This window comes from Mesorhizobium sp. FG116 (genome assembly GCF_057809835.1).
The window spans coordinates 75,202-88,504 of the sequence record NZ_JBMDKS010000008.1 but is presented as its reverse complement, the minus strand read 5'-3'; the positions used below and the strand labels follow the sequence as shown (position 1 = coordinate 88,504).

The window sequence follows — 13,303 nt, the reverse complement described above, 5'->3', positions numbered from 1 at the left end:
AAGTCCATCAACGGACCTGAATGCAAAGCCTGAATACAAAGGTTGGCGGATGTTGCCCACAGCAATTCGCGATGGTTGTGCATGCAACCGGGGATCAAAATGGACGCGGCAAACATGTTAGGCTAGGTTCGCGCCGCTTCCTGAACCGATGTCTTAGTCAACGCAGATATGGTCTTGTCCAGCGCTCGCCTACTTTCCCTGTTGCAAAAGATTGTCGTCTTCTTCGCCCTGACGGCGTTGATAGGCGGCTGCACCACGGCGTCGACGCCGGAACAAGTGCTGACGGTGCCGGCAGCGCCACAGAAATATGCGGCAATCGTGGTCGATGCCCGTACCGGCAAGCAGCTTTTCGAGATGAATTCGACGGCTCCGCGCTATCCGGCTTCGCTCACCAAGATGATGACGCTCTATCTGGTGTTCGAGGCGCTGGAAGCGGGAAGGCTGTCGAAAGAAACGCAGATACCGGTTTCAACCCACGCTGCATCTCAGCCGCCGACCAAATTGCGCTTCCGCCCCGGCGAGACGATCGACGTCGATACGGCGATCAAGGCATTGGCGGTCAAGTCCGCCAATGATGTGGCCGTGGCCGTTGCCGAATATCTGGGCGGCAGCGAAGATGCGTTCGCTGCGGCGATGACCAACAAGGCCAGGCAGATCGGCATGCGCAGTACTGTCTTTCGCAATGCCTCGGGCCTGCCAGATGACGGACAGCATACGACGGCGCGTGATATGGCGGTGCTTGGCCTTGCGCTGCGCGCCCGCTTTCCGCAGTTCTACTACTATTTCTCGGCGACGGACTTCATGTTCCGCGGCCAGCTTGTGCGTGGACACAACGAACTGCTGAGCCGCGTGCCGGGCGTCGACGGAATAAAGACCGGCTACATCAGGGCTTCAGGCTTCAACATCGTTACGTCGTATGATGCCGGCGGCAAGCGGCTTGTAGTCGTCGTAATGGGAGCCGACAGCGCACGTGAGCGCAATTCGCACGCCGAGATGCTGCTGCAAAGGGCGCTGTCGCCGTCGCCCGCCAAGGCTCAGTTCGTATTCGGGAACTGAAGTCTCAGGCGCCCGAAGTCTCGTGCTGTAGCTGCGCGACCGCTGCGGCGAGGCTTGCGATGCCCGACCAGATGCGGTCTTCGGGGATCGAGGAGAAGCTGAGGCGGAAATAGTTCCGGCCTTCCTCCGGGTTGGCGAAGTAGACGTCGCCTGTCTCGATGACCACGCCTCTTTCGATCGCCCGCGCCGCCAGCAGCCGCGCATCGATCGAGGGCGGCGCCTTGACCCAAAATGAGGTGCCGCCGAAGGTCGGCGCCTGAGCCCAGCCTGGAAGATAGGCGTCGAGTGCTGCGGCAAGCGTCTGCCAGCGCTGCGTATAGGCGTGATGCAGCTTGGCGATCAGCGCATCGTGATGGCCGAGCGAGAGGAAGAGTGCCGCGACGCGCTGGTTGTTGCTGGGCGGATGGCGAAGGATCAACCGGCGCAATGCGCGTGCCTGCTTGATAAGTTCGCGCGGGCCGACCATGAAGCCGATGCGCAGGCCGGGCATCAGCGATTTCGACAGGCTGCTGGTGTAGAGGACGCGGTCGGCGGTATCGAGTGACTTCAGCGCGGGGATAGGGCTGCCGTAGTAGTTGGTCTCGAACTCGTAGTCGTCCTCGATGACCAGCGCGTCTGACGAACTTGCCCAGTCGAGCAAGGCACGCCGCCGGTCGAGGCTCATGGTGACGTTGGTCGGAAACTGGTGGCTTGGCGTGACGAAGGCCAGTTGTGCGGCACCCAGTTGATCGACCAGCAGCCCTTCGGTGTCGAGGGCAACCGTGCGCACATCTGCCGACAGCAGCGAGAACATGTTGCGGATGTCAGCATAGCCGGGGTCTTCCATCGCCACCACCGTGCCGGGCCGCACCAGAAGGCTTGCCAAGAGATAGAGCGAGTTCTGTGAGCCGAGTGTGACCAGCACCTCATCCGGCTTGGCCAGGATGCCCCGTCGCGTCAGGACCCGCTGGCGGATCTGCTCGACCAGCATCGGATCGTCTTCGGTGTAGCGATCTTCTGTCCAGGCGTAGAGCCATTTGCGATTCATCGCCTGGCGCGTGCAGTCACGCCAGACACTGACCGGGAACAGGTTGGCATCGACCTGCCCGTAAATGAACGGGTAGGGATAGTCATACCAGTTCTTCGGCTTGACGATGTTGGACTGTTCGGCCGGATGCAGCGCGAGCTTGGCTGCCCAGTCGACGGGGGAATTACCCGGTTGAACTGCCTGCGCTGGCTTTGTCCCGGCTTCCGGAGGCAGGCGGTGCATGATGTCCGGCGCAACATAGTGGCCGGATCGATCGCGCGCGACGATGTAGCCGTCTTCAGTCAGGGCCTGATAGGCCAAAAGCACAGTGTTGAGGGACACTTTCAGCCGCTTTGCCATCAACCGCGAGGAAGGCAGGCGCGAACTCGGCGGCAGGTGGCCTGCCAGTATGGCGCTCACCAGTTTTTCACGCAGGAGCATCTGAAGGGTGAGCCCGCTGCTGCGGTCAATATGGAACAGGCTGTCTCGCATCAGGCGTTCCCTTTGCGAAAATGGCAGGCGATTTCAGTTTTCCAGTGACGTTTCTCCGCCAAGATCCCAGTGAACCCATGCCTTCGTGAAACTGTATCCATCTGTTTGCATACACTGTTTCTATGTGTGGTTCCATGTTTCTAGGAAGCTGGCATCACAAGAGAAATTGACGTGATCTGGCCTTCACGAATTGGTTCCGGCTTCGGTCGGCAGCGGTTCAGGTGCGGGCAAGAACGGATCCTGAAACATGAACGACCTTGTCGATCTGCCCCATATTTCTTCGGTTGTCGCCGGCAAGCCGGCGAGGTCCGACAGGCAGGCGGTGGTCATCGATCCGGCAAGCGGTTCTGCAACGGCACGGCTGCTCTGTGCTGACCAGTCGATTGTCGACGCTGCCGTCAGTGCCGCGAGCGACGCCTTCGAGAGTTGGAAGGAAGTGGCCCCCGCCCAGCGGGCGCGCCTTCTGATGCGCTTTCGTGACATCGTGGAACGGGACAAGACCCGGCTGGCGCATGCCATCGTGCGTGAACATGGCAAGCCGCTTTCCGATGCCTATGGTTCGATACAACGCGGACTGGAAGTCGTCGAATTCGCCATGGGTGCGCCGCACCTGCTCAAGGGCGAAAACTCCGACCATGTCGCGACCGGTGTGGCGACCCGTTCGTCCAGGCGGCCGCTCGGCGTATGCGCCGGCATCACGCCGTTCAATTATCCGGCAATGATCCCGATGTGGATGTTTCCGCTGGCGCTGGTCTGCGGCAATACCTTCGTGCTGAAGCCGTCCGAAAAGACGCCAAGCGCGGTCAACATGATCGCCGAAATGCTGGCGGAAGCCGGCTTGCCTGACGGCGTCTTCAACGTCGTGCATGGTGGCCGCGATGTTGCAGAAGCGCTGGTGACGCACCCGGATGTCGCAGCCGTCTCCTTTGTCGGCTCAAGCGCCGTGGCGCGTTCCGTCTATGAGACGGCCAGCCGGCATGGCAAACGCGTGCAGGCGCTTGGTGGCGCCAAGAACCACGCCATCGTCATGCCGGATGCCGACATGCCGACGACAGTGGACGCCATCTTGAATGGCGCCTTCAATTCCGCCGGCCAGCGCTGCATGGCGATTTCGGTCGTGGTGGCGGTGGGAGAGGCTTACGACAAGCTAATGCCTGCATTGGTCGATGCCGCTTCGCGCCTGAAAGTGTCGGCAGGCTCGCAGGCGGACTGCTTCGTGCCGCCGGTCAATTCACTGGAACAGTACAAGAAAATCCTGCGCCTCATCGAGACTGGCGTGCAGGAAGGGGCCGCCCTTCGGCTCGACGGGCGACCCACCAATACTTCCAATAATAACGGTTTCCTCATCGGTCCGGTCATCTTCGATAACGTCACACCTAGCATGACGATATACAAAGAAGAGATTTTCGGGCCGGTACTCGCAGTCATGCGGGTGGAAACTTTGAACGGCGCCATTAAGCTGAGCAACGAGCACATGCTCGGCAATGGCGCCGTTCTGTTCACTTCGTCCGGCAAGGCTGCACACCAGTTCGAGCGGGACATTCACTGCGGAATGCCGGGCATCAACGTGCCGGTGCCGTCGCCTGTCGCCTATTATTCCTTCGGGGGCAGCAAGAAGTCGATCTTCGGGGATCTGGCAGTGCACGGGCCGGATGGCGTCAATTTCTACACGCGCCGGCAGGTTCTGACGACGAGGTGGCCATAGCGAGCCGGTCGACGCCAATGAAGAGGTGCTAGCCGAAAGCAAACAAGCGAAGGCATTTCTTTCCAAATGGCGAAAACAAAGGAAACTATGCCTATCGACAACACCATGAACAAATATACTTTTGCAGTCGGTGTCGCCGAACGCGGTTGATACGGCTCCGGGGCAGGTGAAATCCGTGACGATAGAACTGAAATCAATCAGCAAGATTTTCGCCGGCGGCAGTGCGCACCCTGTACTGGACGACATCAACCTCACAATCAACGACAACGAGTTCTTCACGCTTCTTGGCCCCTCCGGTTGCGGCAAGACCACGCTGCTGCGTCTTATTGCGGGCTTCGAACGGCCGACTTCCGGCACCATTGAATTGTTCGGCGAGCGCGTCGAAGAAACGCCTCCCAATGCGCGGCCGGTCAACACGGTGTTCCAGCACTACGCCCTGTTTCCGCACCAGACTGTCGCGCAAAATGTTGGCTTCGGGCTGAGGATGCTGCGGCGGCCTGCGCCGGAGATCGAGCCGGAAATCGAGCGCATGCTCCGCCTTGTCCGGCTTGAAGGGCTTGCTCACCGCTACCCGCACCAGCTCTCCGGTGGCCAGCAACAGCGCGTGGCGCTGGCCCGCGCACTGGCGGCAAGGCCGCGTGTGCTGCTGCTGGACGAGCCTCTGTCGGCGCTGGATTCCAAATTGCGCGACGAGATGCGGGTGGAACTGAAACTGCTCCAGCGCAACACCGGCATCACCTTCATTTTCGTTACGCACGACCAGGGCGAAGCACTGTCCATGAGCGATCGCATCGCCGTGCTCTCGGAAGGGCGCATCCAGCAGGTCGGTACGCCCGATGACATTTACGAGCGGCCACGCAGCCGTTTCGTTGCCCAGTTCGTTGGCGAAACCAATGTCTTCGAAGGCAAGCTCATCCGGCTGCCCGGCAAACCGCCGGAATTCAAGACAAGTTCCGGGGCGTTGCTGCCGCTTGGCGATACGCCAGCCGATGACGACAATCCCGCACTGGCCTTCGTTCGACCGGAAAAACTGCGCCTCGGCAATCCGGACGATCTCGCCAGCGATCCGCAGGCACGGTTGCGCGGCGTGGTGACCAACAAGCTCTATCTCGGCACCGATACCGTCTACTATGTGGATCTCGACGGCGGCGAAACCTTGCGGGCCCGCATCCAGAATGCGAGCGCCTTGGACAATCGCTTCGATGTCGGCGCTGCCGTCAGGGTGCGCGCCGAAGACGGTGCATTCAGGACGGTGGGGCGTTCAATTTGACCTACGCACGCGCCAAACTGGAAACCGCGCCAATGCCGGAACGTATCCCGGTTCCCGAACCAAAGCGGGAAAAATTCCCAAAATCTCGTCTGCTGTTGTTGCCGGCAGTGCTGGTGATCGGCTTCTTCCTGGTCTTGCCGCTGGCGATCATCATCACCTATTCGTTTTTGGTGCCGGCGACCTTCGGCGGCGTGGTCTGGCAGTTCTCGACCGAGGCCTACACGCAGTTCCTGTTCGAGCGCGATATTTTCGACGAAACGCTGGCCTTCAACACGGCCTATCTGCAGATTTTCCTGCGCTCGGTGATGCTCGCGGTTTCAGCCACCGTGGTCAGCCTCATCATCGGCTTTCCGACGGCGTATTTCATCGCGACGCGGCCTGACCGGCAGAAGAACCTGCTGATCTTCCTGATCACGCTGCCGTTCTGGACCAACCTCCTGATCCGCACTTTCTGCGTGCTGCTGATCCTGCGCGACGACGGATTGGTGAATTCGATCGCCATCGGTCTCGGCCTCTACAGAACGCCCGTGACCTATCTCTACAACGACTTCGCGATGGGCGCCGGGCTGGTCTACAGCTATCTGCCGTTCATGATCCTGCCGCTCTATGCCAACCTGGAGAGGATGGACCGGCGCGTGGTCGAAGCGGCCTATGATCTTTACGCCACGCCACGCCGCGTCTTCACCGAAGTGATATTGCCGCACGCCCGGCCGGGCATCGTCGCCGGCAGCCTGCTTGTCTTCATTCCGAGCCTCGGAACATTCCTGGTGCCGGACATGCTGGGCGGCGGAGGCAAGCTTTTGATCGGCAACCTGATCCAGTTGCAGTTCGGCAGCAGCCGCAACTGGCCGTTCGGGGCAGCACTTGCGGTCATCCTGCTCGCCGCGATCCTCGTCGTGCTGATGCTGGCGGCGCGCCGAAGCCGCGTTCCCGACGCAACCGAGGGACGCTGAGATGGCACTTCTCGCGCGCAAGGAACCTCGTTCGCTGATTTCGTTTCGCGGCTTCGGCACGGTGACGGGGCTATGCCTGTTCATCCTCTATGTGCCGATGCTGGTCCTCGTCGTCTTTTCCTTCAATGCCAACCGTGCGGTCACGGTGTGGGGCGGCTTCAGCCTGCAATGGTACGCCAAGGCCGCCTATAATGGCGGGCTGCAGAATGCGGCGTGGAATTCGCTGGTCGTGGCGGTGATTGCGACGACGGTCGCCACCGCGATTGCCACCGCGGCGGCATTGGCGACCGGACGCGGACAGCGCTTTCGCGGTTCGCAGGCGTTCTACATGCTGGTCAACCTGCCGCTGATGCTGCCCGAGATCATCATCGCGGTTGGAACGCTGTCCTTCTTTGCCTTGCTCGGCATGAAGCTGTCGCTGTTGACCATCATCATTGCGCACACGGTGTTCTGCATTCCGTTCGCCTATCTGCCGATCCGCAGCCGGTTGGAGACGATGGACGCGCGGCTGGAGGAGGCTGCGTCAGACCTCTATGCCTCGCCGCTCGACGCCTACCGCCATGTGACGATGCCGCTTCTGATGCCGGGCATCATATCGGGCGCCATGCTGGCTTTCGTTGTCTCGCTGGATGATTTCATCATCACGGCAATGGTTGCCGGCGCGGGTTCAGGCACGCTGCCCGTCTATGTCTACACGCAATTGAAGCAAGGGGTGACGCCGGAGATCAATGCGATCTCGACCGTGCTTCTTGCTGTTTCAATCGTCCTGGTTGCCGCTTCCTATTTCGTCGCCAAGGCGGGTTCCAAGCACGTTCGTCCAGCCACAGAACAACCATAAACATCAAAAAGGGGAAGGTTCGATGAGCCGCATATCAACAGCATCCACCATCGCAATCGCTGCATTCATGATGATGCCCGTGGCGGCGCATGCCGAGGGGTCGCTCGCCATCTTCAACTGGGGTGACTACATCTCGGAGGAAATGGTCAAGAAATTCGAGGCCAAGTACGACGTCAAGGTGACGGTCGATACATACGATTCCAACGAGACCATGCTCGCCAAGCTGAAGTCCGGCATCACCGGCTACGATCTTGCCGTGCCGGGCGACTACATGGTGGAGATCCTCATCAAGGAAGGCCTGATTGAGAAGGTCGAGCCAAACACGTTCGAGAACTACAAGAACCTCGAACCGCAATGGGCCGACGTCTACTGGGATCAGGGCCGTCACTATTCGGTGCCGTGGGTGTGGGGCACCACCTCGTTTACGGTCAGCACCAAGGTTTATAAGGGCGACGTCGACACGCTCGGTGTGATGTTCAATCCGCCGGATGAGCTCAAGGGACGCATCAACCTGCTGCGCGACGTCAATGACGTCATCAACGCGGCCCTGCGCTATCTCGGACTGCCGCGCTGCAATGAGAACCCTGACGACTTGAAGAAGGTGCAGGCGCTGTTGACCGAATTGAAGCCCTCGGTGAAGAGCTTTGCCTATGAATCTAAGGAACTCGCCGAGTCCGGAGAGGTCGATCTGGCGCAGATATGGAACGGCAAGGCCTATCTGGCGAGGAAAGGCCGCGCCGACCTCCAGTATTCCTATCCGAAGGAAGGCTACACCGGCTGGATGGACAACCTTGTCGTCATCAAGGGTGCTCCCAATCTGGAAAACGCCAAGCTGTTCATGAATTTCCTGATGGACCCTGAAAACGCGGCGATGATGACCAATTTCACCGGTTACGCCAATGGCGTGCTCGGCAGCGAGAAATTCGTCGACGCCGATCTGGCCAAGGCGCATGAGTACCGCCCGCCGGAAGGCGCTCCGAAGCCGGAATTCGTCAAGGTGTGCAACGAGAAGGTCATCAAGCTCTATGACCGCTTGTGGACGAATTTCCTCAAGTGATGTCGTTTGAACGGGAGTAGGCCATGGCCATGGGGCGCCATCCGCAATGGAGCGATCTTGATCTCTCCGACTTCATGAAGGACGCAGCCTTGCTGGTGATCGACCCCAGCAACGGCGTCTTGCACAAGGATGGCGCCCAGAGCGGCGATGGGTTGTGGCGGCGCGCCCGCGCCGAAAACGGCTCGCTGGAGAAGATCCTCCGGCTTGTCCAGTTCGCTCGCGGGCGGAACTTCCCCGTCGCCTGGCTGCGCTACGAATATCTGCGCCAGCACTACCCGGCGACGGCGCTCGATACCGCGCAGTACGACTACTGGTATCAGAACCGCCGCTGGACACCTGGCCAGAAGGCCTGGGAAGGCGCGCTGATCGACGAGATTTCGGCAGTGCGTGAAGAGGGTGACCTGGACAGCGTCTACACGTCGTTCGGCAACGTGTTCCTCGGCTCGCCGCTTCTGGCAACGCTCAACACCTGGCGCACCCGCACGCTGATCATCTGCGGCTACCACATGGATCATTGCGTCGAACAAGCGGCGAGGACCGCGCGCGACTTCGGTTTCATTCCACTGGTGGTCGGAGATTGCAGCGGGGCATCGGACCCAGCCGACGAGGAATCGACCCTGAAGCGGGTCGATGCCAATTGGGCGCCGGTTATCCAGCTTGCGGATATAGTCGACTAGCGCCAGCCCATGGCCGGCGCGACGTGCTTAAGGATCGCCTCGATGACGTGGGCGTTGTAGTCCACGCCGAGCTGGTTGGGGACCGTGAGCAGGAGCGTATCGGCCTCGGCAATCGCTTCGTCGCCTTTCAACTCGTCGATGAGGATATCCGGTTCCGCCGCATAGGAGCGTCCGAACACCGCGCGCGTGTTGGCTTCGATGTAGCCGAAATGATCCTCGCCCTCGCTACCGCCGAAATAGGCGCGGTCGCGGTCGTCAACGAGCGCGAAAATGCTGCGGCTAACGGAGACGCGGGGCTCTCGGGTATGGCCGGCGTCTTTCCAGGCTTTCCGGTACGCTCTTATCTGCTCGGCTTGCTGGACATGGAAAGGCAGGCCGCCCTCATCGAATTTGAGGGTAGAGCTTTGCAGGTTCATGCCCAGTTTGGCAGCCCATTCGGCGGTGGCGTTTGTCGCGGCGCCCCACCATATGCGCTCGCGCAGGCCTTCGGAATGCGGTTCAACCCGCAACAACCCGGGCGGATTGGGGAACATCGGGCGCGGATTGGGTTGCGCAAAACCTTGGCCGCGCAACACTTCCAAAAGAACTTCGGAGTGGCGACGGGCCATGTCCGCGTCGGTCTTATTTTCCTCCGGGACATAGCCGAAGTAACGCCATCCATCGATGACTTGCTCGGGCGATCCGCGGCTGATGCCGAGTTGCAGGCGTCCGCCGGAAATGAGGTCGGCCGCACCTGCATCCTCCGCCATATAAAGCGGGTTTTCGTAACGCATGTCGATGACTGCCGTGCCGATCTCGATCCGGCTGGTTCGCGCGCCAACGGCCGCCAGAAGCGGAAACGGCGAGGCCAACTGTCGGGCGAAGTGATGGACACGGAAATAGGCTCCGTCAGCGCCAAGCTGTTCGGCCGCGACCGCAAGGTCGATCGACTGCAAAAGCGCATCCGACGCAGACCGTGTCTGAGACTGGGGCGAGGGGGTCCAATGCCCGAATGACAGGAAGCCGATTTTCTTCATGAACCTGTCTAACCCACGGCCGGGCGGGCGCGCCAGATCGAACTGGTGGACAGTCTGTCTATTCGAAATGCCATGTGAAATCCGGTCGCTGGCGCGATCCGAGCACGAGATCGACATTCTTCATGTCGCTGTTTTCGACCCAGGCGCGGGCTGCCGCTTCCGCATGGCCGAGGTCAAGCCATCTCTGGACCAGCCGCCGCTCAAGTTCGGGGCGGGGTACGTCGATGAAGATCGAAAGGTCAAACAAGGGTCGCAGGCCGGACCATGGTCCATCGCCGAGCAAAAGATAGTTTCCCTCCACGAGGACATATTTGGTCTCGGGTGTGATCAGGCGGGCGCTGGCGCGCGAGAGGTCAATCGGCCGATCGAATACCGGAACCGCCACGCCGCCGGCGTTGTGGCGAAGGCGTTTCAGCGTTGTTTCGAAGCCATCGAAGTCGAAGGTCTCCGGTGCGCCCTTGCGATTGCGAAGTCCGAGCTGGTCGAGGATGGCATTGTCATAGTGGAACCCATCCATGGGTACCACTTGGGCACTGCGCGGCGGCAAGAGGCTGCACGCCTTTTCCGACAGGGACGATTTGCCGGAGCCCGGCGGGCCGGCGATCGCGATTATGGCCCGGCCTTCGTGATCGCCAAGGTCAACGATACGCGACACTAGTTCTTTCAGCTCTTGCAAGATGCTAACCGATTTTCTGGCCTGTTTTTGCCCAGTCGGCGAGGAAGGTCTCGAGACCCTTGTCGGTGAGCGGATGCTTGACCAGCGCACGCAAGGTTGCCGGCGGCACGGTGGCGACATCGGCGCCGATCAGGGCCGCATCCTTGACATGGTTGATGGTGCGCACCGAGGCGACCAGGATCTCGGTGGCGAAATCGTAGTTGTCGTAGATCTGGCGGATCTCGGAGATCAGGTCCATGCCCTCGATGCCGGTGTCGTCAAGACGGCCGACGAAGGGCGAGATGAACGAGGCGCCGGCCTTGGCGGCCAGCAGCGCCTGCGTGGCCGAAAAGCACAGCGTGACGTTGACCATGCGGCCTTCCGAGCGGATCGCCTTGCAGGCCTTCAGGCCGTCGAAGGTGAGCGGCACCTTGATGGCGACATTGTCGGCGATCTTGGCCAGCACCTTGGCTTCAGCCATCATGCCGGCATAGTCGGTGGCGGTGACTTCGGCGGAGACCGGACCGGAGACGATGTCGCAGATCTGGCGGGTCACCTCATCGATCTTGCCGCCCGACTTCAGGATCAAAGAGGGATTGGTGGTGACGCCGTCGACAAGGCCAAGCTCGTTCAGCTCGCGGATTTCCTTGATGTCGGCGGTATCGACGAAGAATTTCATGAAGGTTTCCTTATCTCGTGTGGACCGACGTCATTTCTAGGCTCGTGCGTGGCGGTCATGCCGCACGCTCACCCAGTCGATCATGTTGACCATCAGCCTGGGATAGCCCTCCCAGGCGACGAATTCCTGCGATAGCCAGTGCGGCCCGATGTCTGTTGACCATGCCACAGTTCGGCCCTTGCCGTATTGGCGGGCTGCGAGAAGCGGCCACGCCGTGCCCCGGTAGGAACAGGAGGCAACAAGCTGGGATGAACCATCGGCCCGGAAATCAAGCTTGTTGAGACCGAGGATGGGCGGCCATGCGCCATCGATCCCGTCGAGGAGGGGGTGGTCTTTCTGGACAACGCTGGCGCTTAGGCCCTCGGGAGCCTCCAGGCCATCGCTGAAGGGAAGGCAGCGGACAGGAAGCACATCCTCGACCGCCGTATCGTAGAAACGCGCGGTGCCGAACATGCCTTGAAAGCCCATATAGCCGCCGGCGACCACCAGCCCTCCACCGTTCTCGACATAGGTCTTGAGAAGTTCGAGGCGATTGACGCCGGTACGGCCGGCCCGGGTGTTGGGTGTGACGAGCAGCGTGAGCGCGCTGACGTCGGAGATGACGACTGCCTGATAGCGCTGCAAATTTGCCAGATCGACGGGAAACTCCGCACCGCAGCGTTCGCCGCCAATCTGCGTGACCGTAATGCCGGCATCCGCGAGTGCGGCGTTGAAGGCGAGCGCCCCATTCGACCACGCCGCACCGGTTATGACGTCGGCGCCGGTGGCAACCGACGTCATCGCCGAAAACGTTTCGCCGGCTAGCAGAACTTCCATGTCAACTGATCCCATGCACAGTAGCGCGATGAAGAGGCACCGACATATGCCGGCGCCTCTCTTGTCGTAGTCCGATCAGAACTTGAACTCGGCCAGATTGTCCGGCGTGACGATCTTTGCCGGGCCAAGAACGAGCTCGCCGCTTGCGCCGATGGTGTATTCGCCAAGGCGACCGGCCTGGAACTTTTCGCCTTCCTTGCCGGTGATCTTGCACTGGGCAAGTGCCTGAGCCGTCTGGTAGGTGAGGTAGCCAAGGTCGGAGACGTTCCACCAGATGTCCTGGGCCGCGCCATCCTTGATGTACTTCGAGATCAGCGTTGCCGGTGCAAGGCCGGTCAGCTTGACCTTGCCGATCATGCCGGCTTCTTCAAGCGCGCGCGCCGCTGCCGGCAAGCCGATGCCAGCCGGAACGATGATGGCTTTGAGATCGGGGAATGCCTGCACCAGCGCCAGGGCCTGCTGCTGGTTGACCTGCTCGCTCTCTTCGCCATAGGCGACCTGAACCAGCTTCATCTTGCTGAACTTCGGCTCGGCTTCCATCTTCTTCTTCATGAAGTCGATCCAGGCATTCTGGTTGGTTGCCGTCGGCGTCGAGGACAGGATTGCGAACTCGCCTTCGCCACCGATCAGGTTGTAGGCGCTTTCCAGCATCATTTCGGCGAGGCTGTCGCCCTTGGCCTGATTGATGAAGACCGAACGGGCATCGGCCGCCACGTCGGAATCATAGGACACGACGCGCACGCCCTGCTGGGCAGCGCGCTTCAGCGCCGGCGCAACCGCATTTGCGTCGTTGGCCGAGATGGCGATGACGCCAACCTGCTGCGACACGAGGCTGTTGATGAACTCGATCTGGGCTTCGGCAGTGGCCTGCGAAGGCGCAACCTGGACGACCTTGCCGCCGATCTCCTTGGCAGCTTCCTCAGCACCCTGCTGGGCGACCTTGAAATAGGGATCGGTGTCCAGCTTGGGCAAGAAGCCGACGGTTACCGGTTCCTTGGCGCATTCCTGGCTGAACGCCAGTCCGGACGGTGCCAAGAGGACAGCCGAGGCAAGAAGTGCCAGTCGAAACGCTTTCATTTTTTC

Annotated in this window: 13 protein-coding genes; 7 read left to right on the top strand and 6 right to left on the bottom strand. The window is 60.7% G+C overall.

What is annotated here, in order from left to right; all coding sequences use genetic code 11:
* Window positions 1-174 precede the first annotated feature (174 nt).
* Window positions 175-1,056 carry a D-alanyl-D-alanine carboxypeptidase family protein gene (locus tag ACODTY_RS08925; RefSeq protein ID WP_488993931.1) on the top strand — a complete coding sequence of 294 codons (882 nt, stop codon included), beginning with the start codon at window positions 175-177 and terminating at the stop codon, window positions 1,054-1,056.
* A gap of 4 nt (window positions 1,057-1,060) precedes the next feature.
* Here the strand turns inward: ACODTY_RS08925 and pdxR are convergent, their stop codons facing one another.
* Window positions 1,061-2,554: a MocR-like pyridoxine biosynthesis transcription factor PdxR gene (gene pdxR, locus ACODTY_RS08920; protein ID WP_488993930.1), complete on the bottom strand. Its 1,494-nt coding sequence runs from the start codon at window positions 2,552-2,554 to the stop codon at window positions 1,061-1,063.
* A gap of 247 nt (window positions 2,555-2,801) precedes the next feature.
* On the opposite strand from pdxR, the gene ACODTY_RS08915 reads away from it, so the two are divergent.
* The 6 genes from ACODTY_RS08915 (at window position 2,802) to ACODTY_RS08890 (ending at window position 9,054) form a co-directional block, all read left to right on the top strand.
* The gene (locus ACODTY_RS08915) at window positions 2,802-4,259 is read left to right on the top strand and encodes a CoA-acylating methylmalonate-semialdehyde dehydrogenase (RefSeq protein WP_488993929.1); all 1,458 of its coding nucleotides are present in this window, start codon (window positions 2,802-2,804) and stop codon (window positions 4,257-4,259) included.
* 175 nt (window positions 4,260-4,434) lie between these two features.
* Entirely contained in the window at window positions 4,435-5,529 is a 1,095-nt protein-coding gene (locus tag ACODTY_RS08910) for an ABC transporter ATP-binding protein (protein WP_488993928.1), read from the top strand.
* A gap of 32 nt (window positions 5,530-5,561) precedes the next feature.
* Window positions 5,562-6,482 carry an ABC transporter permease gene (locus ACODTY_RS08905; RefSeq protein WP_488993927.1) on the top strand — a complete coding sequence of 307 codons (921 nt, stop codon included), beginning with the start codon at window positions 5,562-5,564 and terminating at the stop codon, window positions 6,480-6,482.
* Window position 6,483: 1 nt separating this feature from the next.
* Window positions 6,484-7,320, top strand: coding sequence for an ABC transporter permease (locus tag ACODTY_RS08900; protein WP_488993926.1), 837 nt, complete (start codon window positions 6,484-6,486; stop codon window positions 7,318-7,320).
* Window positions 7,321-7,342: 22 nt separating this feature from the next.
* Window positions 7,343-8,377, top strand: a complete 1,035-nt coding sequence (locus ACODTY_RS08895) for an extracellular solute-binding protein (RefSeq protein WP_488993925.1) — start codon at window positions 7,343-7,345, stop codon at window positions 8,375-8,377.
* 23 nt (window positions 8,378-8,400) lie between these two features.
* The gene (locus ACODTY_RS08890) at window positions 8,401-9,054 is read left to right on the top strand and encodes a cysteine hydrolase family protein (protein ID WP_488993924.1); all 654 of its coding nucleotides are present in this window, start codon (window positions 8,401-8,403) and stop codon (window positions 9,052-9,054) included.
* Here the strand turns inward: ACODTY_RS08890 and ACODTY_RS08885 are convergent.
* From ACODTY_RS08885 to ACODTY_RS08865, 5 genes are all read right to left on the bottom strand, one after another.
* On the bottom strand, window positions 9,051-10,070 hold the full coding sequence (locus ACODTY_RS08885) for an LLM class flavin-dependent oxidoreductase (RefSeq protein WP_488993923.1): 1,020 nt from the start codon (window positions 10,068-10,070) through the stop codon (window positions 9,051-9,053). The two genes, ACODTY_RS08890 and ACODTY_RS08885, sit on opposite strands and share 4 nt — an antisense overlap.
* 58 nt (window positions 10,071-10,128) lie before the next feature.
* Window positions 10,129-10,746: a nucleoside triphosphate hydrolase gene (locus ACODTY_RS08880; RefSeq protein ID WP_488993922.1), complete on the bottom strand. Its 618-nt coding sequence runs from the start codon at window positions 10,744-10,746 to the stop codon at window positions 10,129-10,131.
* Between the two features lie 4 nt (window positions 10,747-10,750).
* Window positions 10,751-11,404 carry a fructose-6-phosphate aldolase gene (gene fsa, locus ACODTY_RS08875; RefSeq protein ID WP_488993921.1) on the bottom strand — a complete coding sequence of 218 codons (654 nt, stop codon included), beginning with the start codon at window positions 11,402-11,404 and terminating at the stop codon, window positions 10,751-10,753.
* 36 nt (window positions 11,405-11,440) lie between these two features.
* Window positions 11,441-12,220 (bottom strand): glutamine amidotransferase, encoded by a 780-nt coding sequence (locus tag ACODTY_RS08870; protein WP_488993920.1) that lies wholly within the window; start codon window positions 12,218-12,220, stop codon window positions 11,441-11,443.
* Window positions 12,221-12,295: 75 nt separating this feature from the next.
* Window positions 12,296-13,297: a rhamnose ABC transporter substrate-binding protein gene (locus tag ACODTY_RS08865; protein ID WP_488993919.1), complete on the bottom strand. Its 1,002-nt coding sequence runs from the start codon at window positions 13,295-13,297 to the stop codon at window positions 12,296-12,298.
* Window positions 13,298-13,303 lie beyond the last annotated feature (6 nt).

Bases quoted from the DNA above. Each gene is read 5' to 3' on its own strand.
- pdxR (WP_488993930.1), bottom strand. From the start codon at position 2,554: ATGCGAGACAGCCTGTTCCATATTGACCGCAGCAGCGGGCTCACCCTT.
- ACODTY_RS08915 (WP_488993929.1), top strand. From the start codon at position 2,802: ATGAACGACCTTGTCGATCTGCCCCATATTTCTTCGGTTGTCGCCGGC.
- ACODTY_RS08905 (WP_488993927.1), top strand. From the start codon at position 5,562: ATGCCGGAACGTATCCCGGTTCCCGAACCAAAGCGGGAAAAATTCCCA.
- ACODTY_RS08900 (WP_488993926.1), top strand. From the start codon at position 6,484: ATGGCACTTCTCGCGCGCAAGGAACCTCGTTCGCTGATTTCGTTTCGC.
- ACODTY_RS08895 (WP_488993925.1), top strand. From the start codon at position 7,343: ATGAGCCGCATATCAACAGCATCCACCATCGCAATCGCTGCATTCATG.
- ACODTY_RS08890 (WP_488993924.1), top strand. From the start codon at position 8,401: ATGGCCATGGGGCGCCATCCGCAATGGAGCGATCTTGATCTCTCCGAC.
- ACODTY_RS08885 (WP_488993923.1), bottom strand. From the start codon at position 10,070: ATGAAGAAAATCGGCTTCCTGTCATTCGGGCATTGGACCCCCTCGCCC.
- fsa (WP_488993921.1), bottom strand. From the start codon at position 11,404: ATGAAATTCTTCGTCGATACCGCCGACATCAAGGAAATCCGCGAGCTG.
- ACODTY_RS08870 (WP_488993920.1), bottom strand. From the start codon at position 12,220: ATGGAAGTTCTGCTAGCCGGCGAAACGTTTTCGGCGATGACGTCGGTT.
- ACODTY_RS08865 (WP_488993919.1), bottom strand. From the start codon at position 13,297: ATGAAAGCGTTTCGACTGGCACTTCTTGCCTCGGCTGTCCTCTTGGCA.